The organism is Kastovskya adunca (assembly GCF_059505785.1).
Window position 1 is genome coordinate 163,232 of sequence record NZ_JCACLG010000047.1, and the last position, 22,978, is coordinate 186,209.

At 47.4% G+C, this 22,978-nt stretch carries 25 protein-coding genes; 9 read left to right on the top strand and 16 right to left on the bottom strand.

From position 1 onward, the window contains the following. Window positions 1-112: 112 nt before the first annotated feature. Together AC5JR3_RS18620 and AC5JR3_RS18625 are read right to left on the bottom strand one after the other, a co-directional pair. Complete coding sequence (locus AC5JR3_RS18620; protein WP_495848047.1) at window positions 113-2,281, bottom strand: glycosyltransferase; 2,169 nt, start codon at window positions 2,279-2,281, stop codon at window positions 113-115. Window positions 2,282-2,308: 27 nt separating this feature from the next. Beyond that, window positions 2,309-4,429: an EAL domain-containing protein gene (locus AC5JR3_RS18625; RefSeq protein ID WP_495848048.1), complete on the bottom strand. Its 2,121-nt coding sequence runs from the start codon at window positions 4,427-4,429 to the stop codon at window positions 2,309-2,311. 766 nt (window positions 4,430-5,195) lie between these two features. On the opposite strand from AC5JR3_RS18625, the gene AC5JR3_RS18630 reads away from it, so the two are divergent. Continuing rightward, the gene (locus AC5JR3_RS18630) at window positions 5,196-5,546 is read left to right on the top strand and encodes a hypothetical protein (protein ID WP_495848049.1); all 351 of its coding nucleotides are present in this window, start codon (window positions 5,196-5,198) and stop codon (window positions 5,544-5,546) included. A gap of 94 nt (window positions 5,547-5,640) precedes the next feature. Here AC5JR3_RS18630 and AC5JR3_RS18635 read toward each other — a convergent pair whose 3' ends face one another. From AC5JR3_RS18635 to AC5JR3_RS18645, 3 genes are all read right to left on the bottom strand, one after another. Further along, window positions 5,641-6,669: a sodium:calcium antiporter gene (locus AC5JR3_RS18635; protein WP_495848050.1), complete on the bottom strand. Its 1,029-nt coding sequence runs from the start codon at window positions 6,667-6,669 to the stop codon at window positions 5,641-5,643. Between the two features lie 393 nt (window positions 6,670-7,062). After that, window positions 7,063-7,461 carry a helix-turn-helix domain-containing protein gene (locus AC5JR3_RS18640; RefSeq protein ID WP_495848079.1) on the bottom strand — a complete coding sequence of 133 codons (399 nt, stop codon included), beginning with the start codon at window positions 7,459-7,461 and terminating at the stop codon, window positions 7,063-7,065. Further along, complete coding sequence (locus AC5JR3_RS18645) at window positions 7,445-7,744, bottom strand: type II toxin-antitoxin system HigB family toxin (protein ID WP_495848051.1); 300 nt, start codon at window positions 7,742-7,744, stop codon at window positions 7,445-7,447. The genes AC5JR3_RS18640 and AC5JR3_RS18645 overlap by 17 nt, the downstream gene beginning before the upstream one ends. Window positions 7,745-7,848: 104 nt before the next feature. On the opposite strand from AC5JR3_RS18645, the gene AC5JR3_RS18650 reads away from it, so the two are divergent. The 3 genes from AC5JR3_RS18650 (at window position 7,849) to AC5JR3_RS18660 (ending at window position 11,776) form a co-directional block, all read left to right on the top strand. After that, on the top strand, window positions 7,849-8,001 hold the full coding sequence (locus AC5JR3_RS18650; protein WP_495848052.1) for a hypothetical protein: 153 nt from the start codon (window positions 7,849-7,851) through the stop codon (window positions 7,999-8,001). A 72-nt stretch (window positions 8,002-8,073) separates the two neighbouring features. Continuing rightward, the gene (locus AC5JR3_RS18655) at window positions 8,074-10,203 is read left to right on the top strand and encodes an McrB family protein (RefSeq protein ID WP_495848053.1); all 2,130 of its coding nucleotides are present in this window, start codon (window positions 8,074-8,076) and stop codon (window positions 10,201-10,203) included. Further along, window positions 10,181-11,776, top strand: coding sequence for a DUF2357 domain-containing protein (locus tag AC5JR3_RS18660; RefSeq protein ID WP_495848054.1), 1,596 nt, complete (start codon window positions 10,181-10,183; stop codon window positions 11,774-11,776). Before AC5JR3_RS18655 ends, AC5JR3_RS18660 begins: the two co-directional genes overlap by 23 nt. Before the next feature lie 114 nt (window positions 11,777-11,890). Here AC5JR3_RS18660 and AC5JR3_RS18665 read toward each other — a convergent pair whose 3' ends face one another. Further along, entirely contained in the window at window positions 11,891-12,391 is a 501-nt protein-coding gene (locus AC5JR3_RS18665; protein ID WP_495848055.1) for a DUF29 domain-containing protein, read from the bottom strand. 206 nt (window positions 12,392-12,597) lie between these two features. On the opposite strand from AC5JR3_RS18665, the gene AC5JR3_RS18670 reads away from it, so the two are divergent. Together AC5JR3_RS18670 and AC5JR3_RS18675 are read left to right on the top strand one after the other, a co-directional pair. Continuing rightward, window positions 12,598-13,089, top strand: a complete 492-nt coding sequence (locus AC5JR3_RS18670) for a DUF427 domain-containing protein (protein WP_495848056.1) — start codon at window positions 12,598-12,600, stop codon at window positions 13,087-13,089. Window positions 13,090-13,373: 284 nt separating this feature from the next. Beyond that, entirely contained in the window at window positions 13,374-14,618 is a 1,245-nt protein-coding gene (locus AC5JR3_RS18675; protein WP_495848057.1) for an FAD-dependent oxidoreductase, read from the top strand. Between the two features lie 115 nt (window positions 14,619-14,733). On the opposite strand, the gene AC5JR3_RS18680 is transcribed toward AC5JR3_RS18675, so the two are convergent. From AC5JR3_RS18680 to AC5JR3_RS18690, 3 genes are all read right to left on the bottom strand, one after another. Next, entirely contained in the window at window positions 14,734-15,756 is a 1,023-nt protein-coding gene (locus AC5JR3_RS18680) for a spore photoproduct lyase family protein (RefSeq protein WP_495848080.1), read from the bottom strand. A gap of 391 nt (window positions 15,757-16,147) precedes the next feature. Then, window positions 16,148-16,384 carry a hypothetical protein gene (locus tag AC5JR3_RS18685; RefSeq protein WP_495848058.1) on the bottom strand — a complete coding sequence of 79 codons (237 nt, stop codon included), beginning with the start codon at window positions 16,382-16,384 and terminating at the stop codon, window positions 16,148-16,150. Window positions 16,385-16,535: 151 nt separating this feature from the next. Then, entirely contained in the window at window positions 16,536-17,288 is a 753-nt protein-coding gene (locus tag AC5JR3_RS18690; protein ID WP_495848059.1) for a DUF1269 domain-containing protein, read from the bottom strand. 76 nt (window positions 17,289-17,364) lie between these two features. On the opposite strand from AC5JR3_RS18690, the gene AC5JR3_RS18695 reads away from it, so the two are divergent. From AC5JR3_RS18695 to AC5JR3_RS18705, 3 genes are read left to right on the top strand one after another with little or no spacing between them, the layout of a single operon-like run. Next, a complete protein-coding gene (locus AC5JR3_RS18695) occupies window positions 17,365-17,553 on the top strand; it encodes a hypothetical protein (protein ID WP_495848060.1) in 189 nt (62 codons plus the stop codon). Between the two features lie 37 nt (window positions 17,554-17,590). Next, complete coding sequence (dapB, locus tag AC5JR3_RS18700; RefSeq protein ID WP_495848061.1) at window positions 17,591-18,427, top strand: 4-hydroxy-tetrahydrodipicolinate reductase; 837 nt, start codon at window positions 17,591-17,593, stop codon at window positions 18,425-18,427. A 2-nt stretch (window positions 18,428-18,429) separates the two neighbouring features. Beyond that, complete coding sequence (locus AC5JR3_RS18705; protein ID WP_495848062.1) at window positions 18,430-19,140, top strand: DUF8619 family protein; 711 nt, start codon at window positions 18,430-18,432, stop codon at window positions 19,138-19,140. 203 nt (window positions 19,141-19,343) lie between these two features. Here the strand turns inward: AC5JR3_RS18705 and AC5JR3_RS18710 are convergent, their stop codons facing one another. The 7 genes from AC5JR3_RS18710 to AC5JR3_RS18740 form a co-directional block, all read right to left on the bottom strand. Then, window positions 19,344-19,703, bottom strand: coding sequence for a carbon dioxide-concentrating mechanism protein CcmK (locus AC5JR3_RS18710; protein WP_495848063.1), 360 nt, complete (start codon window positions 19,701-19,703; stop codon window positions 19,344-19,346). A gap of 110 nt (window positions 19,704-19,813) precedes the next feature. Continuing rightward, on the bottom strand, window positions 19,814-20,119 hold the full coding sequence (locus AC5JR3_RS18715) for a carbon dioxide-concentrating mechanism protein CcmK (RefSeq protein WP_495848064.1): 306 nt from the start codon (window positions 20,117-20,119) through the stop codon (window positions 19,814-19,816). Between the two features lie 37 nt (window positions 20,120-20,156). Then, the gene (locus AC5JR3_RS18720; protein ID WP_495848065.1) at window positions 20,157-20,747 is read right to left on the bottom strand and encodes a hypothetical protein; all 591 of its coding nucleotides are present in this window, start codon (window positions 20,745-20,747) and stop codon (window positions 20,157-20,159) included. Between the two features lie 269 nt (window positions 20,748-21,016). After that, window positions 21,017-21,217: a hypothetical protein gene (locus AC5JR3_RS18725; protein ID WP_495848066.1), complete on the bottom strand. Its 201-nt coding sequence runs from the start codon at window positions 21,215-21,217 to the stop codon at window positions 21,017-21,019. A 588-nt stretch (window positions 21,218-21,805) separates the two neighbouring features. Beyond that, window positions 21,806-22,126: a DUF6464 family protein gene (locus AC5JR3_RS18730; RefSeq protein ID WP_495848067.1), complete on the bottom strand. Its 321-nt coding sequence runs from the start codon at window positions 22,124-22,126 to the stop codon at window positions 21,806-21,808. A 157-nt stretch (window positions 22,127-22,283) separates the two neighbouring features. After that, a complete protein-coding gene (speD, locus tag AC5JR3_RS18735; RefSeq protein ID WP_495848068.1) occupies window positions 22,284-22,682 on the bottom strand; it encodes an adenosylmethionine decarboxylase in 399 nt (132 codons plus the stop codon). Window positions 22,683-22,777: 95 nt separating this feature from the next. Further along, window positions 22,778-22,978: hypothetical protein (locus tag AC5JR3_RS18740; RefSeq protein WP_495848069.1), on the bottom strand; the 201-nt coding region annotated here is incomplete at its 5' end.

Here is a 22,978-nt window from a genome sequence, read left to right on the forward strand (position 1 = left end):
GCGCTCCTCCTAACAGACTGGGGCAAGAAGCCCGCAAAAAATTGGTGTATTTAGGTTCACTCATCTCAATCTGGGTTAAGAGCAGAAGCTTAGATTTAGGGCAGGCTCACCCTTACGAGGACAAGTCCGGTAGGGTTAGAGCTTTTACTTGGGTGTTGACACTGTTTTTCTGGACAAGCTGTTTTTGCTGAGAATTGTTGTCGATCGCCACCTGTTCAATCGTCACATTTTGAGTATTGTTGAGCACCAAAGCATGACGGCTACTCTGATTCAAGTTGAGCTTTTTCAACGCAACTTGAGCAACATTTTCCAGAATTATACTATCTGTGGGCTTTTTAGAATCGGAGGCGGTCTTAGGGGAAACGTGGCGCAGGGTAAAGCCCATCACTTGTACATCTTGAAGGGTGTTTTGGGCAGCCGGGGTGGATGAATCTGGGCGAGGTCGGACGAAGAGAGCCGCTTGTTGCCGCTCTAGATTGTTATGAACTAGCAAAATAGTCCGCCGAACACCCTCTCCGTTGAGAATGGTATGACTACGGGAAATCTCTAAGGGTTTGAACAAATCGAGTTCGCCAATTGGGAGGTTAATTTTAACCTTGCCTTGAGGAGGTAGCTGATCGAGTAAAGCTTGCAGTGCAACGGCGTCATCTTTTCCATCATTGGGAACGACGCCATAATCAGTGGCTTCAACAACTCTCTCTACTGGAGACGATTTAGCCACAACAACCTGAGTATTCCATAGGCTGGCGAAGTCTCTAGCCGGATGGAGGATACCTGCAAAAGAACACAAGATAATTGCAAAGGTAAATAGCTGGGTGACGATCAAGAACCGGGAGGTGCCAACTTTGGCAACTCGTTTCAAGCCTTTGCCCTCAGCGGTGATGCTCTGATTGCCTCGGTTTGACCATTTTTGTTGGGCGAGATTCATCTGAGTCCAGATTTTGATCAGCGAGGAAATCCACTGACAGACCAACAGTAGGGGAAAATGAATCGGCTTGAGGTGAGACTGACGTCCGAAGAAGATGACGATTAGCATGAGGGGACGGCTGAAGATCACCCAGGCGATGAGGAGAGCTGTAGCAATCCAGTTCCTTTGAAACATAGTAATCAACAACAAACTCGGCGTAAACAGCGAAGTCCAGTAGCTAATCCGTTGATCGATGAGGCAGTACCAGACGAAAAAGCCTGTTTTCCTAGGGCCAAGACCGATCGCGCGATCGCTATTTCGCAGCATATTGCCATACCAGCGCCGCATATTTTGGTAAGCGCGGTCAACCAAGGAGCCGGAAATCGTCTCAATCGAATAAACAATCACATCGGGGACATAAATCATGTCGTAACCCCGCTGCAACAGCCAGTACCAAGTGCTTTTGTCGTCTCCGGAGAGAAACTTAAAGCGTCCCCACAGCCAATCATCTAATGTGTCGTTTTCTAACTGAGTGGCAAAGGTGGGATGCAGGGCGGCTTCGGCACGAAACAAGGAGAAGCGTCCCGTCAGGCACATTATTTTGCTGGAAAGGGAAACGGAACACATTTGGTAGTGCCGCTGAGACATCCGCAGGTGAAACCACTCGGAGAATACATAAGACCCCTTAACAATGGGTAATTCATCTGTAGTCAGCGCCCCCATTTTGGGAAACACACGGAAGAAGGGAAGGCAACCGCGCAAGGTACCCGGTGTTAACTCGGAGTCTCCATCCATGAGAGCCACGATGGCATCTTTGGGCAAATTCAAGCGGGCGAGTTCTCGCAAGCCATCTGACATCGCTTTACGTTTGCCTTCCCCGGTTTGTACCATTTGGATCAGGTGAATGGAACTTAGTTCCGGGTCAACTGATTTGAGTACCTCCAAAATCGCTGCATTTTCCTCATTGCTACTGCTAGTCACGAGAAGGACGATGGGTTTTGTCAGAGTTTTTGCTTCTAAGGCGATCGCTTTAAATACCCGTTCTGTGATCCAAGGTTGCTCTTTATAGGTTGGCACCAATAAGCAAACCGTGGGCAATTGTTCAACGGGAATTTTATTAGCCCGCCGTCGCCAGCGAGGGAATACCCAATGGAGGTAGATGCGAGAGCGGATGACTTGAAAGACCCACCAAGACCATCGCCACATGCCGACCATACCCATTCCAATCAAGCCAGATACCCCTAAAAGGGCGACGCGATCGGGGTCGCGGAGTAGGACGAGACCGAGAAAACCTACGATGGAGGTGAATACAGCCCATAACCCACTGCTGAAAGCCGAAAAGTTGTTCTCACTATTGGAAGAGGTTGATTTCATCGGTATTGCTAGAAGTTATTGAGCAAGTTAACGATTTAACTGCTTTTGGAAGGTCACTTCGGTTGTCTGTCCTACACCACAGAATCGTCGGGATTTTGCCTGCTGTGGGTTCGGCGGAATGCTGACGACGACTAAGGCTAAAGGCTGTCCCTGCAATTTCACTGGGATGCTGGAAGGGAGGGCTTGAGTCTGTCTGAGGGCGGTTTGCTGCCAATCGCTCTGGGATAAACCAATGGGCTGAATCAGTTCAACCTCGCCAGTGACCGATTCAGATGAGTTGGAAAAATGAACGCGGACTGGCTTTTGACTATCAATTTTGTTAGCGACTTCCGCACTCACCACCGTCTCAACCCAGAGTTCGTTGCAATCTAGAACTGTTAGAAGTGGTTCGGCTTGGGCTACCTGTTCGCCTTGCTCGCGTTCGGTGTTGTAGACAATACCGCTAAAGGGCGCTGATACCTCTTGAATTTGGCGATCGCCTTTTGCTGGGGTAGTCGTACTGACGAGAGGGCGATTTGTGTAAAGGGCTAAGGCTTGGTTTACATGCTGCTTGATGCTTGCGACTTGAGCCTCCAAGGTTTTCACCGTCGCCTCTTGTGCTTGAATCGTTTGCTCTAATCGGGGGCGCTGGCTAGACAAATCATTATTGTCGGGGTCAATACCGTTTTTAGATGCCTGCAAGGACGTGACGCGGGAACGCAGAGCTGATTGAGCTTGCTTAACTTCTGCCTCAGCCGATTGCCAATCCGACTGCGCCTTCTCCATTTGCTGTCTAGAAACTGCGCCTTCTGCGGCTAACATTTTGTAGCGTTCGTAGTCTGCTCGCGCCGCTGTTGCCTGGGCTTGAGCCGCCCCGACAGCCGCTTGCTCTTGGCTGACCGCTTCTGAGGCGAGTTGCACATTAACTTGCTGTACGGCGTAATTTTGACGGTTTAAATTCTGCAACTGATTTTTTAGCGCTGCCAAAGTCTGCCGTTCTGCGGTTAGTTGGGCTTCCTTGATCTGAACTTCCCCTTGCAATCGGCTATTTTCCAGTTGTGTGCGGATGCGTTCTTTTTGTTCGGAATTGACTAAGCGTAACTTGGCTTGTTCGTCTTCGGGTTCGCCCTGAATGTTGAGCCGAGCTAGTACTTGCCCCGAGTTGACCTCTAGACCCGGTTTGGCATAAAAGGCTTCCAGGTTTCCATTGGCTGGTGCTTGGAGCCGCACGATCCGACCATTGATCGTTGCTTGATCGACGGTAATGTGAGTCATGCGATACCAAATCGAGCTGGTACCAACGGCAGCGGCGGCTAGGGCGAGACTGATAATGCCTGCCCCTTTGAGGAGACGCCAAGCCAAAGCCGGTTTATTTGTATCTTCAGGTAGAGTGAGTTCTGGCTGCAACGTTGCCAGGTTCGACCAGTCTGGGGTGGGGCTAGGTGGACTGAGGTGGTAGCCCTGTAGATATTGAAGACCCACTTCCTCAATCAGCGATAGAGTGACGGCATCGCTTACGAATTTGGCGGCAACCTTGGTGAGTGATTGGACTCCTTCGAGAATTGCCCGCGTCAGGACGCGACTGCCGGGATCGGTTTTTAATTGTTGGATCAGCTGACCATCTGCTTTTACCAGATCGACATCCAGTTGCTGGCACTGGAACAGGGTCAGATACTGACTGGTAAAGTCATCTAGAACGACAGAACAGCCTAAGTTTTTGAGTTCGCGAATAAATGCCCAGGCGGCGGTAAAATCGTTGGCGATCGCCGTTTCTGTCAGCTCAAAACTTAGTTGATTGGGATTAATCTCCGACTCATCAAGTACGGTTTGGACATATTTAATCAGAGAAAAATCATTCCATCCCTCTCCGGAGAGATTGACGGAAAGATACTGATCGGGATACTGAACTAATAAGTCTGCCGCTTGGCAAATAACGAACTGATCAATTTGCTGCAGCGTTTTGGAACTAGACAAAGAGGGAAGAAAATCTTGGGGAAGGTGTAAATTGCCCTCCTCATCTCGCCAACGCAGGAGAACTTCGTTGTGTAAGACGGCACCTGTTTTTCCATGATAAACAGGCTGAAACCATAGCTCCAATTCGCCTGTATCAATGGCGTCCGGCTGATTTGAAATAGCGGCTCTTTTGGCGCGCGATTGCTCGAGTAGCATAGATTATATCTCTCCAAAAACTCTTTTACTGCCAAGTTCGTTCGGCAATAGCTGTAGCAAATCAGACAAAATTAGAATTATTTATGAACCTTGGAAAATGCTGAGTGAAGCTAAGTTCAAAACATCGGACAGGAAAAATACATTCGATCTTCTTCACTTTCTTAAGCACTCACCAGAGTTAAGTAATAGGGAAAGCTGGTTTATACCAGTAACACCGTAAATGTTCGGTTGCACTGTTGTTATTTTTATGAGATACCAATCAAAATAAAAGTTTTTTAGGAGGCTCTTTATAAACTCTTCACGAAATTTACGAGGATTATAAAGACTTTCTAAACTTCGACCAGCCGATTTTGTCGAAGAGCGAGAAGGAAAGAACGACTCGATTTAGTTCTTTTTACTAATGAGCGAGTTAGTATAAGGGTTGGAAAAGTTGGCTTGATGAGTATGTCCAGGTAGAGGGTGAGCTTTGAGCCTAGCTAGAACCTTTGCTGGCTGGACATTTGAGCTGAATGAGCTAATTCTTGAGGATTGAGCGTGATTGCTGATAAGATGGCTCGATGCTGAAGCAAAGAAGGAAATGGCGCTCGCTCAGGAACAAATAAATGCTCCGTGAAGTCTCTGATCTCGGCTTCGCCTGTAAGATTACCGAGTCGATAAAACCAAAGTTTTAGCCCTAAGTAAAACAACGTACCCTAGAAGCAGGAAGTAACTCATCAAGTTCTTGTGGCAATCTAGTAACTAGACACCGATGAACAGGGAAACATCTATGGCAAGACATTGCGACACAAACTCAGACAGAGAAGACATCCGAGTTAGCGCCACCTCCAAGATTTGGGCATTTGCCACAGGAATGCTGGCAATTTGCATTCCCCTTGCTGATGAAACAGACAGTGGGCCCCTTCTTCCCCTGGCGGTGATTTCCGGTGCAGCCATCGCTACAAGTGCTGTTTGGCAACCATCGAACAAAAAATTTCGGAATAACGCTTTACAAGCCACTCAGGTTGAAGCACTAGAGGAACGCATTGCTAATTTAGAAACGATTGTTAGCAGTGATGAGCTAAATTTGCAAGGGCGAATTCAGCGACTGGAAATGTCAGACAAGATCAAGGAACTTTAAGACCGCCAAACGGCATCTACAGCCTAACTCTGCGTCCCTTTGTGTAACCGCTGCGGCTGAAGACATGTCAACATCAATTTACAAAATCCCCAACTTACGCGCTGAAAAATAAGAGAGAAAACCCGCTCAAATACAGTCCTAGTAAGAGCACGCTCTCAAGGCCGATATTGGCAAATCCATACTTTTCTCGCCGCAACAAGCCCAACAGGAGAACGCCTAGCATGACGATTGTTAAGGCGACAATAAAAATTTGCGGCTGTTGCAAGTCGTGATAGATCGAGCCTTCCCGATAAGCAAAGTCAGAAAACGCGATCACCAAGACATCAAAACTACTGCCACCGAGTACGCCCCCTAGCGCCAGGGCTAAGGCTCCTCGACGTACAGCAGCAACTGTTGTTACCAATTCTGGTAGAGCCGTAACAATTGCTGTAAATAGCCCACCAACTAAAGATTCTGAAACCCCTGTCCGCGCGCTGAGGGATATTCCGGTTTGACCGACAATATAACCCGCGATCGCTACCGTAACGGCCAACAAAACAAACTGTAATCCTAAAACCGGGATGTCAGACTTTTCTACTTGCGTGGCGACGGTTTCTTCTTCCACCCACGTAGCATCCGTTGAGCGGGGTCTCCACATGGGCATTTCGTGAGCTTCAGATATTAAGCGCAACCCAAAGAAATAGGCGATTGGGATAATTAAGGACGCGGGATGAATCCAAAAAATATCGATTTGCGGGCTAGCCATTGCTAGCAGGGGGATTGCCAGCAACGTCATCAGTAGTGTTGCCTGCATCAACGTCGCTACAGAAGCCGCCGCATGTTCCAAATTCGCTTTGCGGTAAAACACATCGGCAATACCTAGAAAGACAATTTGGGCAGCAATACCGCCCAAGGCGTTGCCAACTGCGAGTTCGGGATGACCTGTAGCCGCCGCTGTTAGTGAGGTAACAATTCCCGATAAAGACGTGCTTCCACCCAAGAATAAAGCCCCGACAAACGCCTCCCCCAGTCCCGTTACTTCAGCGACTTGATCGGCAACCGTCGCCATGCGAGTCCCAGCAAAGGCGATCGCCAAAATCGCTAACAAAAATAAAGTAATACTAATAGGTAAAGATTCAAGCACGATAATTTCCTAAACAGGCTGGAGACACTAAAAGGCATCCTTCGAGAGGCAATCTACAATCCTTATTATTTCTTACAGACTTAGCCCTACGCCTGTACTCAAAGTCAGAGGTAATATCCTAAAAGCTATGAATGTAGTCCCTACTAAACCCAAAGTGCGTCATCAGGTTTGGCAACGGTAAATTGGAGGACACATTGTCAATCGTGGATATGTAGAGAGATGGAGAGCGATCGCACTTAATACTTCTGAAGATTTAGAAATTGTAGCAATAACCGCGATCGCGTCTATATATATATGTCTTGCCCCAAGTTAAAGCTCGTGAGCGACAGATGCTTTACACAACCCGACGGAGAAGGGCAGGCTTAGGAATGATGCAAAGATTCATCTATTACATCAGATAAACAGCGTTGGCGACACCTTAAAGCGATCGCCAAGCGCCTTGGCTTGTGCCTTACTAATAGATCGCTTGCCGTTTACCACCTCGGACACCACACCGCTTGAGCCGATAACACCCACCAAGTCAGATTGACGGGTGCCACTGGCTTCCATGATGTGTTGCAGGATCTCATGAGGCGCAGTTTTATCCATCGGATAGTGTTGTGACTCATACGCTTCAATCAGTGTCACTAACAACTTATGTAAAGCCCGCTCCTCGATCGTGCGATTTTTGGCAAATGTTAACCGCTCTACCACTGCCAAAAGGCGATCGTACTCCTCCTCCGTCTCGATCACTTTGGGAGCGACTTCAACGAGTAGATTTCGATAAGCATCTTGGTCAAAAGTAAGGGTCATTTTTCCACTTGCCATTGTCGTATTCGGCATGAGTTAAAAAGTACTTGTAGTAAACCGTTTGGTTTTCGTAGTCGATACCGACAATCAGGCGATAGTCGTTGCCTTTGATATTGAAGACGGTGAAGTTTCCAACTGCTTCAGCATCTCGGTAAACCTTACGAACGTCCTCCAAGTTTTGCCATTCTGCCTTGTTGACGGTTGCGTACCAGGCATCAATTTGCATATTGACATCGGGGTACTGGGCAGCATCAGCGCGGAGGTTGCGAATCGCAATTAGGTGCATTTGTCTTTACTTTCATATGCCATCAATGTATAAACTGTTCTTTTATACTCTCATTTTGAGAGGGGATTGGCAATAGGTGATCACTCCACCGTGCTAAGTTCGGAATGACAGATAATACTGATAAATTGAGCGCTCGCTATCCTCGCGCCTCGCTGAAGTGCGATCGCTCCTTTGCGGCTAGTGCTGGTATTGGCTACGCTACGAGAAGAGCCAGATGGAATTTAGGGTTGGGATTAAGGAGTGCGATCATGCTCTAACACCAGCAAGTCAGTAGTTATGTTAGCTGCCATCAGTCGCAGTAGGAACTTTAGTTATTGTTATCAGGAAAAATGGCAGACGTTACTGTACACCCAGAATGCCCCTTTTCAGAAGAAACTTTTAACCTTCTTTCACAACTGGAACAAGATTTTTATATAGCGCATGAAGAAGAATTCAAAAAGTATGTTGAACAGCCGCTTCAGAAGCTTTGCCATCAGGTAGCTGCTCAACTACCCGGTGAGATTATCAAGCGCATAGAGATGAAGCTCGATGTAGCACCGAATTTTACATTTAACAACTATGAGTGTAATTTATATCAGAAGTCAACGAATTTTACTAGTCAAAACGCTAGGTTGTTTATAGATCTTGTTCAAGATGGCTTTCTTTTTGGTTTATTTATCATCGATAAAACTCCTGATAAACAACGATTTATTCAAAACTCACAGAAAACCTTAACAAAAGAAGTTATTATCCAAAATACTCAATTATCTGACAAATGCTCACTGCACTCATCGTCGAAGAAAAGTCTTGATCATATTAATCTTTTAGGAGATTGGTTAAGGCATTTGGCTCGGCAGAATAGTGTTACTAAGAATATTCAAGCCAGCGTATATATCAGCTTGAAACAAGTCTTAATGTATTCTGAAAAACAGTTAACTGATCAGATAATACAGACATTAAAAGGACTCTTTCCTTTATTTTTATTAGCAACCTATGATGACCCGATTACAGCTATTAGAAAATATTTGTATCCACCAGCAATAAGATTTGCTGAGTTTTACTACAATCAGGGTTTAGCAAAGTACAACCAAGGAGAATATCAAGATTCAATTAATAATTTTGAACGGGCTTTAGAAAGATCTCCAGATTTAGCTGAGGCTTACAGCTACCGAGGACAAGCTAAAGCTGAATTGGGAGACATTAACGGAGCTATAGCAGACTATAATCACTTACTGCTCATTCAGCCTAAGAATGCTGAAGCATACAATAATCGAGCTAATGCCTACCATAAGCTCAAAGATTACGAGGCAGCAATTAAGGACTACAATCAAGCGCTAGATATTAATCCTAACTTTGTCTTAGCTTATTACCATAGAGGACGTACCTACTTAGAACTGGAGAATCAGGAGAAAGCTATTGAGGATTTATGCAGAGCAGTAGAACTCTTTGATCCGGAAAAAGATATGGATGATTACGAAGAAGCGCAACGTATCCTCAAAACAGTTCAGCCAGACTACTCAGAACCTTCTTTTACAGAGATTTATCTCAATGTCCGCTCTAAAAGTTTACGTATTGCTGAGCGTACTCTGCGCCGTTATCACTTAGCTCTCAAGACCAGGAAATTTGTAATACTCTCTGGAATTAGTGGCACTGGCAAAACTTGGCTCACCAAAGCGTATGCTGATGCAGTAAAAGCTAAATATCTTCCGGTTCCAGTGGCTCCTAACTGGACTACTAACGAAGACTTGCTAGGCTATCTTAATCCGATTACTAACGAAGAATACCACTACACCGACTTCAGCAGATTTCTAGAGGAAGCAGAAAAGGAGTATAAGCAAGCCCAAGAAGAAAAACGTACTCCTAAACCTTATCACTTAGTCTTAGATGAGATGAACTTGGCACGGGTAGAGTATTACTTTGCCAAGTTTCTCTCAGCGATGGAAGTGAGGATGCGCGAGGGAGAAGCCAAAATTGAGCTTGCACCAGATAAACAAGTATCGTTACCTCCCAACCTCTACTTCATCGGTACAGTTAACATGGACGAAACTACCCAAGGTTTTGCTGAAAAGGTTTATGATCGAGCGCAACTTATTGAGCTTGAGGTTTCCCGTGAAGAATTAGAGGAGCATTTGGGTAAAGCTCCATATCGTGAGATTTTAATGAATATTTGGGACTCTGTACACGTAGTTGCTCCCTTTGCTTTCCGTGTTCTGGATGAGATTCAAACCTACCTAGAAGAGGCGAGAAAGCTGAAAGAAGCCGAATCATCTGAAAGGTTAGATAATGTATGGAAAGAAGCCTTGGATGAACAGCTTTTACAGAAAATACTCCCTAAACTTAAAGGAGTTGATGAGAGAGTAGGAGAGGCTCTCAAGACGTTTGTTGAAATTGCTGAAAATGAAGGTTTTCAATTAAGTCACGCTAAAGCTGCTGCAATGCTTGAAACATTCAATAAGCATGGATTTACCTCATACTTCTAAACTTTGCTTTCTCAGCCTTGAAGGTGAACCACTCGAACTTCCAGCAGAGTGGCAGCCTGCTTTGCTGGAAGTTCGAGTGCCTGTAGAGCAGAGGAAAGAAGTAAAGCTTTGGCGACAAGGTACTCGGCTCAGCATCTCCCTACAAGAAATCAAAGGAAAGGAGCGGATTCTGGCTGACTGGTCTTTATCGAACCCCGGCTACTACCGACTGCGGCTTGAGTATCAGGGGAAGGTTGAAGATCAGATTATAACTGTTTGGCCTCAAAAGATTAGTCGTGAGGCTTTCGCTCAGATGCTAGAAGATCTGGATGCTCGTCTTCCAGCATCAGTAGCAATAGGGTTACAACGTACTGGGGCTTTAGCTGGCCTCAAATTGCCACAACCAGGTGAGACTACTTTAGCTCAAGAAATGGTTCGCCTGCGTAGAGCTGTCAATGGCACAGAAAATCGACCTGGGTTAATTGAACTCCTACCTACACTCGGTCACGACCCTCACAAAATTCTCAAAACCAATAAGATTTGGGTGCGGCAAGAGCAAGTCCGTAGACCTTCACTTAGTGGTCTAGTTCAGGCTTTTAGTCGAGGACATAACCTAGATGCTAATAGACGACCCATTCGCGTACCTGATACACGAGTTGAACACACTATTGATGTTTATGAGAACCAGTTAGTTAAGCTGTTTTTGGAGCTGGTCAATCAAAGGCTTCGACGAGTCCGGTACGTCTTTGAAGCTGACCCAAGAGGTAAGCCACTGAATGAGGTGAACTCTCTATTTACACGACTGAAAAAAGCTCGACAGCAAGCAGCTTTTCTAAACGAAGTGAGTCAGCCTAAACAGCAGCCCAATCAAATCACAATGGTTCTCTTGAAGCGTCCACCTTACCATGCTGCTTTAGAGGGATATCTTGAATTTATCAGAAGTCCCACTGTGCGGTTGGAGGATTCAGACCTCGATGCACCTTTGGAGAATTTGCCCCATCTCTACCAGGTTTGGGGTACTTTATGGGTAATTCAAACGCTGCTGGAAGTCGCTGAACAGAAAGGATATCAAGTAGAAAATCAATGCTTGGTGGGTAGGGATAAAAGCGGAATCTATGTCCGAGTTCTACCCAATAATCAGCCAGCAGTAAGTTTAATTCACCCTCAGCACAAAACGAGAGTTCAGCTAATTCCTGAACGAACCTATGGCAAGGATAGCAAGAAGAGCGAACTGCATAGTGATAGTCATAAACAGCGTCCTGATATAGCGGTAGAGGTCAAGCTAGCTGACCGCTCTCAGCGAGTCTACATCTTCGACCCCAAGTATAAGCTTGATAGTGAGACACAAGAGAATATAGGCAATCAAGGAAAGCCAAAGGCAGCAGACATTGGGAAGATGCACACCTACCGAGATGCCATCAGAGACACTCAAGGAAAGCGGGTAGTGCGCTATGCCGCGATTCTTTACCCTGGTTCCTACGAATTCTATACCGAGGGACTTGAAGCTCTACCAGCCTATCCAGGACGTGAGGCTGAACTACAGGAGCATCTGCGCCGCGTGTTAGACAAAGCATTGTCACGCGATTCGGTGTAACCCACGTACCCAAAAAATACAGACGCCCTTACCTTAAGGGTAGAGGTAGAGGCTTCAGACCTTAGTGCGATCGCAAATCGTCCGTAGGTTAGCTTGACCAAGGAAACCTAACATCTACTCTGATTCACTTACCAACTCACTCGCCTCACCTGGATAAAAGCTTTTGTCTAAAATTTCCGTCAGACTATAGGGACACTTCTGGGGAAAAGTTTCCTCTGGCAGATCAGTTTCTCCCATTGCTAAATCTCTGCCATTTTCGTAAGCTTCTGCTAGTGCATCCTCAAAGTAAGGTTTTAAGCTGGGGTTGTCTTTCAGTAACCGTAAAGTATCACGACGCTGCACACGAATCGTTGCCAGCCAACTACGACTGCGGCGTTGCGGTTGGTATTCCCATTTGAGCAAATGCCCAATCAACACACTCAACCGATTTCGCAGTTCTTGGCGTTGCTGTTTCCCCAACGATTCAATCTCCTCAATTAGATTGAGCAAGTCAAGCTGACTCCACTGGTGTTTGTGGAGTAAAGACGCTTGTTCCTGCGTCCAGGCGTAGAAATCTGTTTCGTAGAGGTTTGGTGCAGACATTGCTGCCTTTTCGTTTGTTTCCGGCACATGCATTACTGTTTTCCCACCTCAACCAACGTCTCTATTGTAGGACTGCCCTCCAGATGGGCGATTGATGGAGAAGTGTGAAGCTGATTGTCGCTGCACTCTACGCGATTCGGTGTAACCCACCAAACAGAAAACTCCCCTAGGGAGCCTGTAATAAATACCTTTTAGAGGTTATTTTAAGGTCGGCTTGAACTAAGACTTTAGAGCAGCTTATGAACCGTCGTATTGAACCGCAACCGGGTCAAGAGTCCGTCTGGGATTACCCCCGTCCTCCCGCTTTGGAGGACTCGACCAAACATATCGAAATTTTCTTCAATGGCGTTAAGATTGCCGATACGCACCGTGCCAAACGCGTCCTGGAAACCAGCCATCCCCCGGTTTATTACATTCCCCTAGAAGATATCCAGCAAGATTATTTAAAGCCAACCAGTCAGAGTTCCTTTTGTGAGTGGAAAGGAAACGCAGGATATTACACCGTTGTTGTTGGTGACAAGCAAGCGGGGAATGCAGCTTGGTATTATCCCGACCCGACACCAACCTTTGCCGCTATCAAGGACTACGTTTCGTTCTATCCCAGCCGGATGGAGGCTTGTTATGTGGATGGAGAGAAGGTGCAAGCTCAGCCGGGAGACTTCTATGGCGGTTGGATAACCAGTGATATTGTTGGCCCTTTCAAAGGTAGCGTTGGTACTTGGGGCTGGTAAATGAACAGAGTCGGTGAGTCGTAGGGGCACGGCATCTTCTCCGGGATTGAGCTGAGGTTCGAGAATCTGCTCGTCCTGAGTCGTAGGGGTAGGGCATGCCGTGCCCGCACTGAGTAGGGGAGGAAGGATGAAGAGAAGGCTGAGTCCTGAGGAGTGTCAATGGTTTGTTGCGCCCCGGCTCTGGGTGTCCCCCTACTGAGGATTGATAATTTTCAGGAAAAGGGGATAATCTAAGTTGTTTATGATAATAGTTATCATTCTAAAATAACTTCAGACGGCTTCTCATGAATGTTGAATTAGCGTCACCATCGACCCAGACTGACATTGCCATTATTGGAGCAGGTTCGCAGGCGCTAACGTTAGTTGCTCATTTGCTGCAAAAGCGCTCGTCGTTAAACAACAAGTTCGTGACGATTGACCCCAGCGGGAAGTGGATGAGCCGATGGCAGCAGCAATTTGCCGCCTTAAAAATTCCCCATTTGCGATCGCCTGCGGTACACCATCCCGACCCCAACCCCTATGCTTTGCGTCGGTTTGCTGAAGGACGTTCGGATGAACTATTTCCCCCCTATGACCTGCCAGGAACGCAGCTTTTTGATGATTTTTGTCGAGATGTGGTGCATCGCTGGCAGTTAGAAGACCGAGTCCTCAAAGCCGCAGTGACTCGCATTCAGCCGATCACGGATTGGGGACGCTGCCGCTTTCAACTAGAGTTAGAAACGGGACAACTTCTCAAAGCACGGCGCGTTGTTTTAGCAACGGGTAGCGGGAAATTGCAACTACCCGACTGGGCGCACCAGATTTCTTCCGCCTATCCTCAAGAGCGCTTGCGCCACTCGCAGCAGGTGGATTTGCGTGAGCTACACCTGCAAGGGGAGCGGATCTTAATTGTGGGTGGGGGCTTAACGAGCGGTCATTTAGCGGTGGGAGCGATCGCATTAGGCGCAAAGGTACAAATTATGGTGCGGCGTCAGTTGCAAGAAAGGCTCTTCGATGCTGACCCCGGCTGGCTGGGGCCGAAGTATCTCAAAGCTTTCCGTGCCGAGGCAGATTGGGAACAGCGCTCTTCATTAATTCAGCAGGCGCGTAATGGTGGCTCGATGACGCCAGCAATTATGACGCAACTGCGGCGATATTCTCGTTCTGGTCAGTTACGCTTTGACGAACAGTGCGAAATTGTTAAAGCCGAGTGGCAAGATAGTTGCTGGCGAGTCAGTTGCACAGATGGCAGCGAACATGAATGCGATCGCATTTGGCTAGCGACAGGAACACGCTTTGATGCCACGACTGAACCCTTACTCAAAGAGGTACAAGAGGCGTTTCCTACTGAGATGATTAACGGTTTGCCTGTATTGGACGAACACCTGCGGTGGTCAGGTTGCGAATTGTTTGTCATGGGTGGGTTAGCCGCCTTGCAGCTTGGCCCCGTTGCCCGAAATCTCTCCGGCGCAAGAATGGCTGGCGATCGCATTGTCCCTGCCCTTACTAAATCCAGCCTTGCCCTTTTGCCTGTGAGAAACGTTTCCTAGGGCGCAGTCTCTGAATCAGACTGTAGGGCCATTGCAGTGCAATGTCCTTACTATTACCAAAGGTGAAGATCCCCGACTTCTCTAAGAAGTCGAGGATCTGAGGCGCTGACGCCCTCTAAGTCCAGTACAAAATATGAGCCTTGGGAAAGCGACGGCTAATTTCTCCCTCAAAAAAGCGCCGCAGCCCCTTCATTGTGTCTCCATCGTAGACATACTTCGTCCCGCCAAACTTATTGCGCTTGACACTACGGTTCTCCTCATCCATATCCAGCTTGGAGTGGGGATACCAAGTCTGCAATACGTCCTTCGACCCCGGCGTGAAGCGGTGGGAGATGAGTTCAAACGTCAAATCACTATCAAAATCCAGTACCTCACTCATCTCATCAAGCAAGCGAGTATAGTGCATCTGCCAATCCTCTACAGCCATAATCGGTGCAATGACTACCCCTATGGGATAACCACCCCCACCCTCAGCGCGTGGTAGCGCTAACTTACGCAATGCCTGAAGCCGTGAGGATACTGACGCCGTACCCCCCTCGAAACGACCGGAAACAGGTGCGGCATTAACACTCACACGGCAGCGCGTATGACCGTTGTGGGGTAAATCGAGGAGTTCATCAACCGCGTCAAACTTGGACACCCAACGCAGATATCCATCTTCTCTGGTGCCGAAGTAGCGGATACACTCAGCCAAACTCCCAGTTAGATGCTCGATTCCCAAGGGATCGGTATAGCAACTGACTTCAAAGGTCGTTACCTGATCTTTTTGCTCGTAGGCAGCTAAATTCTCCAGAATTTGCGGCAAATTGGCGTAGGCGCGAATCACTGGCGGGCCAGATAAACTGCCCGCGAGATAGCAGTATTGGCAGTGCGCCGGACAACCTTGGGCGAGGTGAAATTGCCAATCGGCAGAAGGCGGTATCGGACTCAGCTTGAGCTGGGAAGGGGGGGCTGTGACAACGGCGAGAGTCCGCTTGGCGATATCATAGGTTGCACGCTCATCCTCACCCCGCAAACCTGTTAGGCGGTTGTGAGTTAATGCTTCTACTGGTAAGCCGAGGCTTTGCACCCGCGCCAAGATTTGCTGACCCCATGGTTCATCTAGTGCGGCTGGTGTAAACAAGACTTGTTCTGGCATCCACAAGCGAGCGGAACGGATATTAGATGATGAGGAAGTCAGTTTGTCTGCCACTACTGGGTTAGACAAGATATTGCTCCAAATTCTATAAAAGAAATACGCAAAACCTGGACTCGCTCTATTGGCGATCGCCTGTTTTGAAAGTGCTGAGGAGAGAGTTTTATTAACCCCTTCGTGCATGACAGCAGATGGAAGCTAACTTGAAACGCTGTATATGCTGCCTTACTTCTACTTTAACGAAGATGAGCGTCACCTCTCTTCTCAACCGGGGAGAGGATTTTACGGTCTTTGAGGTAGGGGTTTAACCTAGGCTTCTCGACAATTTTGTGTATCAAATCAATGTTGGGTTTGGGAGCGTCAACTCAGATACCTCACAAAAAACGTCGGTGTATCAGCACTGTCCACACGCCCGTTGTTGATTCAAAATATTGATAAATGCGTCCCGGTGGAGCGGCACCGCACGACGAAAGTTGAGCCGTACAATTACCCACTCCCCCTCTAAGCGAATCGCTTCGATTTCTTCCGGGGTAATTTCACCAGCCAAATCCCAGCTCAACACCGCAGCAATTGTTGCTTTGTCGTGGCAACTTAAAAGTTCAGTTGTTTTTGGTCGAGTGACAGTGAGCATCTGAAAACGCTATTAGTACCTCTGTACTATTGTAGCGTTTTTCTGGGCAGATATACATATGAAGGGCGCATAACTAATTACGCGCCCTGAGGTTTAGAACCAAATTTTCCGTATTTGGAGCGACCGAACAAGAGGCGATCGCTATTTAGCTCTAGCGCACATCGTCGCGACGATCAATAATTACAACCTCTGGCTCGTTGGCAATAACCTCTCGTTTTTCGTGGACATCATTGGTAACTGTACGCTTTGTGGTAGTTGTATCGACTACAGGGTTAGCTGTGGTGGTAGGGGGAGTTGTTCCAACCACAGGGGTAGCTGTAGTGGTAGCAGTAGTAGTAGAGCTGGTTCTAACGTCAGGAGCATCGTAGACCCTCCACTCTTCAATTCCACGCTTATGCAGAAGGGTTTCAGCCTGGCGAATATCATCTTCGGTGCCTGTAACCATCAGGAGATAGCCACCATCAGAAACGCGATCGCGGTAAACTTTGGCATGCTCTTCAGGAATTCCTAATCCAATTAGGGCACCCACTAAGCCACCAGCAAGGGCACCAATCGCACCCCCAGACAAGGTAGTGGCGAGTGCAGTTGCTCCGGCACCAGCTAGCATGACTGGGCCGATTCCAGGGATTGCTACAGCACCTAAGCCGACTAATAAGCCGGTCAAACCACCTAAGGCACCACCCGTAACGGCACCTGTGGCTGCACCTTCTCCAGCTTTGTTGCCAACATTATCTTCATGAACATCTGTGCCGCTGACTTGCCCGGTCTCCCGCGCAATGATAGAAACATCATCTAGGTTATAACCAGCACCTTTCATATCGTGGAGTGCTCTTTCTGCATCTGCACGAGTATTAAATACACCTATAGCTCGTTTGTAATGGTGAGCAGTTCTGGAAGTAGTCATGAATTCTCCGTTGTTATTACTGATTTGTTTTTGTTAAGGCTAAATATCTTTCTCTCTACAATTGTGGAGGTTGAGAATGATTTCCTCATCACGCCTAGGAGTAGATCAATCTCTATCAAGAGAAGTAAAGCGATTGGCAGTAAACAGAAAGTCTCAGCTTCAGGTTATGTGGTGCAAATCTTACCAGAGGCGATCGCTCTTTCGTTCCTATCTTTATCTCTTAACCACCAAACCCATTGCTTCCGAGACGACAAACTTAGTCTAGAATGCCCTTGATGAGTCCCCACAAATAGATTGAAGTTATGGCGAATGAATCCCTAATTCCAGTAGTCGTCAATGGTGCGGCGGGCAAAATGGGTCGCGAAGTAATTAAAGCCGTGTCCCAATCGGAAGATATGACCTTGCTGGGGGCAATCGACCGCAATCCTGAATATCTTGGTCAAGATGCTGGGGAAGTCGCTGGCTGCGGAGCTGTGGAAATCCCAATTTTGAATGATTTGCAAGCGACGCTGGTACTTGCCACCCAAGAGAAAGTGCAGGGAGTGATGGTGGACTTTACTCACCCCAAGGGCGTTTATGACAATGTGCGGGCAGCGATCGCCTATGGTGTCCGTCCGGTAGTTGGCACCACAGGACTAAGTCCCGAACAAATTCAAGACTTAGCAGAGTTTGCGGAAAAAGCCAGCACAGGGGCGTTGATTATCCCCAACTTCTCAATTGGAATGGTGTTGCTACAGCAAGCCGCCATACAGGCTTCCCAACACTACGACCACGTCGAAATTATCGAGCTACACCATAACCAAAAAGCCGACGCCCCCAGTGGTACCGCCATCAAAACAGCTCAGATGCTTGCAGGTTTAGGCAAAACTTACAACCCACCCGCCGTCAAAGAAACCGAAAAACTCCCTGGTGCTAGAGGTGGGCTTGCCGATGACAACATTCGCATTCACAGCATCCGCCTCCCCGGTTTAATTGCTCACCAGGAAGTTATTTTTGGCTCTCCCGGAGAAACCTACACCCTCCGTCACGACACTAGCGATCGCAACTGCTACATGCCAGGGGTACTACTGGCGATTCGTAAAGTCACTCAACTCAAATCTCTGGTTTATGGTTTAGAAAAGATCCTGTCAAACGACTAAACATGTTAATTCCACTCACCCGCGAGAAGTTTGAACAACTGATTCCCATCATTGCTACGGGTTCGCAGTATGGCTACTTTTGGGGAAAGTTACCTGATGTTTTAAAACGACTGTTGGTTTCTGTTTTAGCCATCGTTGTCATTTTAATTTTAGGACTGATTTTGGGAAACGGATTTGACCCGTTACGCTTGCTACTGGGTATTGGTGCCGGATTGTACTGGTTGTGGGGGCCGATTTACTCGGCGAGTATGCGTAATCTAGAGACACGCCGCTATAAATACAGTGGCTTCTGGCACGGGCGCGTCCTAGATGTTTTTGTCACAGAGGAGCTAGTTGGCACCGAGGAAACCGTCAATAATCGCGGCGAATTAGTCATTGTCGAAAACCGAGAGCGACGCTTAAATTTAGACGTTGGAGACGAAAGCGGATTTACCGCCCAATTGCAAGCACCACTACGCCGTACCCATAAAGCGATCGCCCCCGGTCAAATCGCTGAGATGCTCGTCATGTCCAATCAACCCGATCTCAGCAGCATCACCAAAATCAGCGATATCTATATCCCTAGCCAAAATCTCTGGGTGAGCGATTATCCTTACGTACAACGAGATACCTTTACACAAATTAGCCGCCAGCTTCGGGAAGCCGACGAAACTGAAACTGATGCTCCCGTCCGCCCACGCCCTGTTAAAATCAAACGTCGTCGGGTTAGATAAGGGCTAAAAAACTCAGGTGCAATGGCACTGACTTAAGAAAATTCATCACAAACGAGATCAATTCTTGTGCAGGGGATCTGGCGGAGGCACTAGGCTCCCCAGTGGGGGGGAAGCCCCCAAGCTGGGTATTTCTCAAGAACAACTATTTGCCGCTCAAGTCAGTGACATTCAACTCAGGTGGGCATTACCCAGCTTACAATTCACTAATCCAGTACGACATTTGATTGACCACCTATTCGGCGCGGCTGTTCCACAGCCTCCCGGAAGTGCTCCACGGCTTCAGTAAAGCCAATCGGCAAAACGCATTCCACATTCTCATGGGGACGAGGAATAATCACCCAAGATTCCAACGCTCCACCATAAACATGCTCTACCGCAGCAATTCCTGCTTCAATCGACGCTTTTACCTCCGAGATATCTCCCCGAATAGTGACGGTAAAGCGAGCACTACCCACGCGGATATAACCCACTAGCGTGACGCGACCCGCCTTGACCATTGCATCTGCCACTGCAAGTACAGCAGGAAAACCCTTTGTCTCTATCGACCCTACCGCCATTGGCATCGCCGCTCTCCTAAATCTAATAAGCTTTAGTCAACTCAGAGTTTATTGTACGAGGCTTCGCCCCTGATTGGGGTGATAGTGATGCCTCTAACGTAGTATTCCTGTGGCGGCTAGCGGAACCGCTCTACCTTTTCGGTATATGCAATTGGTAAGACTGATTCAATATTTTCTGGAGGATTGGGAATGATGTAGTGGAGCATCACTTGACCGCCATAAACTTTTTGGGCTGCCTCAATTCCTGCCGTTAGCGCCTGATTCACTTCCCCCACCGGGCCCCGAATCGCAACAAAAAAGTTGCCTCTTTCTGCCTTATCAAAGGAAACCAAGGTAACGCGACCCGCTTTCACCATTGCATCTGCCGCTGCAAGTATTGAAGGAAATCCCAATGTCTCAATTACACCGACTGCCGCTGGCATTGCTCATCTCCAGAAATTACCAAAAAGCTTAATTTCATCAATATACCCTGATCGAGCTGGGTTCAGTTGCCGCCGCAATAATCCGTTCGCACCCAGAAGTTGGTCGCGCCCACTGATAGTGACACTCTTTAGGGTTACCCCAACACAAACCCAGATAAAGCTCTGTCCGCGCGGCATCAAGTTCAGTCCATTCGGCTTGTTGCACCAACTCCTCAACATACTCAGGCGTTGTTCGTTGGGGATCGTAACCAGCTAACCAGTAGGTCATATCCTCCGTTGCTTGACGCCAGAAGTCTAAAACTGCCGCTTTAGAGGCAAAGAGGATTTCCTTATCCCTCTCAATCGCAATCAACTGATTATGCAGTTCCGGAAAGCGGACGCTAAATTCATTAAACGTGCATTCGCGCCACACCAACCCAGAAACCTGATGCTGTTGCTGATATTGATGAATTTGCTCCCGAAAGTCTTGGTAGGCAAAGACCTTACTGAGCCTGCTTTGTCCTAAAGCTTTAGCAAGTACTGAATCATTGATGCGGTTTTCCGATGAGAGCAGAATCCGTTCTCCTTTCCAATTTGCTCGGAGTTCCTGCTCAAGAATCTGAATCAGTTGTTCAGTGGTATAGATCATCAATTCACTCTTCGTAGCTACAGAGCGACTGGTGGTGGTGCAAACAAGTCAAAAAGCTTGCTGAAAAATTTCCGACTATGGGATCTAGCTTAGAACGTACTCGGAAAAATGGTTGAACTGGAAGGAAGAATTAGGTTCTCATCTTGGTAACCCTAAGGTTACTGCTGGAGGAAGTCAGATGTGCCTAAGAGACCATAAACGGGCAAGAGGGCGGAAAAAGCTGGCTTCCACCCTAAAATTAATCAACACTCAGTTGCTAACTACTTTTATTAATCTAAATAACCAATAAGAGCGTTCATCTCGTCAGGATTGGTATTATCCGCGATTGGTCTACGACCTGGTAGAGGTGCAATTTGGGATTGATAAACCTGAAGCCCTCCTGGCTCTTGGGTGTCTAATGTTATGTACTCCGAGTTTTGCTGCTCGTGGCTTGCTTGAAGTTGAAGTGGTTTTTGATTATCTGAAGCCATATAAAATCTCCCTAAAATATCCTTCACCTATTATCTTAAGCTGATTTGCAACTCTCCCCAAGAGATTTCTACCCGGTGACGGGTTCTAATTGGGATTGTATTTACTTGATTTCGGCATTTTATTAGGTTGGGAGGCTATGAGTTCAGCCTGCTTTCTTGAGCGGCTAAGTTGAGATTTAAGGTATAGTTCGCTGCGGTTGCTACTCCTAGTCCCATCAAAACCAATAATTTTTGCAGTAGTTATAAATATTGTTAAATGTGTCGATTTGGCTGGCTAAGTTGCCTGTGCGGATGAGGGCTTTGCCTAGTTCTTTTAGCAGCAAGTCGTTGGTTAAAGAAAGTTTGTAGCCGTCGCGGTTTTTCTTTTTAAAGGTTTAGCAGCAATCTGAACAGTGGCTTTTTGGAAGTCAAACAATTGACTCTTAACATCGCGGGGGATGTGATGCGCGGACAACCCTGCTCTTACTTCATGAGATAGATAGTAGGCGATTTTTAGATAAATAGAGTAAGGCAGAATCGGCTCTTCTCTTGCCTAACAGTGTTGTCAAAGATGCGCGGCATTTTTTACTATCAAACAGCACTAAAAACCTAAAAATCCTTCGGCTCATAGTGGTGGCACTCTTCGCAAGGGCCACTTGGGTTAACCGCGCAGCGGATGTCCGGTGAGCGAGCGTTGTATCGGCAGGTAATGTCACCAACGAGATACCCCACCCCATCAAGATAGTAGCGGTCTGGTGGGACTTGGTTTCTGGGAAACGTTGCTGCTGTTGATAACCCTGGTGATACGCTTGCAGCTCGCGTGGCGGCTCTCAGTCTGGCTTGCGATCGCGTTTTTGCTCTGTGCATTCCCCATAGAGAAAGCACAGGAGGTATCAGACCCAATATAAAAATTAAAATTACTTCTAACACGCTCCTCACCTCCAAGCTCTACAAATGTATAGAACGTGATCCAGCGCCGCAGTAATTCGATCCTATGGCAACATATTTATAACTAACAAATAACAAAGGGCAAGGTTTTGATTTTCCTTGCCCTACAGACCTAACCTATTTAGTTGTTAAAAGCCGATCAAACAATAGTTTCGTAGACTGGCTCTTCTAGTAGCTCGTTCACTTCTGCCGTATTGTCAAAGCCACGGGGGATTTCTCTCATCCGTACTTGCTTGGCTTGAAGCGCCGTTTTCAAGAGCTTCATCGCTTCTACTGGCTTGCCTTGACCACAAAAGAATAGATCTGCCGCAAAATACCCATGTTCAGGCCAGGTATGGATGGCGATATGGGACTCTGCCAAGGTGGCAGTCGCCGTCACGCCGTGGGGACTAAACTGGTGTACACACAAATCAATCAGGGTTGCTTCTCCAGCTGCAATCGCATCAATTAAGGCACGGCGAATTCCCTCAGGATCATTGAGGAGATCGGCTGGCGCTTGCCATGCGTCAACGACCAGATGAGTTCCCACTTGTTTCATTCTGCCTGATTTACTCCGACCTAGTTGTCTCAAAGACTTTATTTATAGCACAAGTGAAATTGTATTGATAGGGGAAAACGTCTCTTGGGGGAAATTTATGCTTTTTTATAGAAAGAGACAGAGTCGGCGAGTCCTGAGTCGGAGAGTAGGGAAGGAAGTATGAAGTATGTTCGGCGAAGCCGTTGCCGGAGGCTAGGGTGAAGTATGAAGGATGAATAGGGTTGGTTATTGCTTCTCCGCCGCACCCCTGCACCCCTGCACCCCTGCACCCCTGCACCCCTGCACCCCTGCACCCC

Bases quoted from the DNA above. Each gene is read 5' to 3' on its own strand.
- AC5JR3_RS18665 (WP_495848055.1), bottom strand. From the start codon at position 12,391: ATGCATGTGCCGGAAACAAACGAAAAGGCAGCAATGTCTGCACCAAAC.
- AC5JR3_RS18655 (WP_495848053.1), top strand. From the start codon at position 8,074: ATGGCAGACGTTACTGTACACCCAGAATGCCCCTTTTCAGAAGAAACT.
- AC5JR3_RS18715 (WP_495848064.1), bottom strand. From the start codon at position 20,119: ATGCCAGCGGCAGTCGGTGTAATTGAGACATTGGGATTTCCTTCAATA.
- AC5JR3_RS18690 (WP_495848059.1), bottom strand. From the start codon at position 17,288: ATGACTACTTCCAGAACTGCTCACCATTACAAACGAGCTATAGGTGTA.
- AC5JR3_RS18725 (WP_495848066.1), bottom strand. From the start codon at position 21,217: ATGGCTTCAGATAATCAAAAACCACTTCAACTTCAAGCAAGCCACGAG.
- AC5JR3_RS18630 (WP_495848049.1), top strand. From the start codon at position 5,196: ATGGCAAGACATTGCGACACAAACTCAGACAGAGAAGACATCCGAGTT.
- AC5JR3_RS18675 (WP_495848057.1), top strand. From the start codon at position 13,374: ATGAATGTTGAATTAGCGTCACCATCGACCCAGACTGACATTGCCATT.
- speD (WP_495848068.1), bottom strand. From the start codon at position 22,682: ATGAAACAAGTGGGAACTCATCTGGTCGTTGACGCATGGCAAGCGCCA.
- AC5JR3_RS18625 (WP_495848048.1), bottom strand. From the start codon at position 4,429: ATGCTACTCGAGCAATCGCGCGCCAAAAGAGCCGCTATTTCAAATCAG.
- AC5JR3_RS18620 (WP_495848047.1), bottom strand. From the start codon at position 2,281: ATGAAATCAACCTCTTCCAATAGTGAGAACAACTTTTCGGCTTTCAGC.
- AC5JR3_RS18645 (WP_495848051.1), bottom strand. From the start codon at position 7,744: ATGCACCTAATTGCGATTCGCAACCTCCGCGCTGATGCTGCCCAGTAC.
- AC5JR3_RS18650 (WP_495848052.1), top strand. From the start codon at position 7,849: ATGACAGATAATACTGATAAATTGAGCGCTCGCTATCCTCGCGCCTCG.
- dapB (WP_495848061.1), top strand. From the start codon at position 17,591: ATGGCGAATGAATCCCTAATTCCAGTAGTCGTCAATGGTGCGGCGGGC.
- AC5JR3_RS18720 (WP_495848065.1), bottom strand. From the start codon at position 20,747: ATGATCTATACCACTGAACAACTGATTCAGATTCTTGAGCAGGAACTC.
- AC5JR3_RS18680 (WP_495848080.1), bottom strand. From the start codon at position 15,756: ATGCCAGAACAAGTCTTGTTTACACCAGCCGCACTAGATGAACCATGG.
- AC5JR3_RS18660 (WP_495848054.1), top strand. From the start codon at position 10,181: ATGGATTTACCTCATACTTCTAAACTTTGCTTTCTCAGCCTTGAAGGT.
- AC5JR3_RS18695 (WP_495848060.1), top strand. From the start codon at position 17,365: ATGATTTCCTCATCACGCCTAGGAGTAGATCAATCTCTATCAAGAGAA.
- AC5JR3_RS18705 (WP_495848062.1), top strand. From the start codon at position 18,430: ATGTTAATTCCACTCACCCGCGAGAAGTTTGAACAACTGATTCCCATC.
- AC5JR3_RS18670 (WP_495848056.1), top strand. From the start codon at position 12,598: ATGAACCGTCGTATTGAACCGCAACCGGGTCAAGAGTCCGTCTGGGAT.
- AC5JR3_RS18685 (WP_495848058.1), bottom strand. From the start codon at position 16,384: ATGCTCACTGTCACTCGACCAAAAACAACTGAACTTTTAAGTTGCCAC.
- AC5JR3_RS18710 (WP_495848063.1), bottom strand. From the start codon at position 19,703: ATGCCAATGGCGGTAGGGTCGATAGAGACAAAGGGTTTTCCTGCTGTA.
- AC5JR3_RS18640 (WP_495848079.1), bottom strand. From the start codon at position 7,461: ATGACCCTTACTTTTGACCAAGATGCTTATCGAAATCTACTCGTTGAA.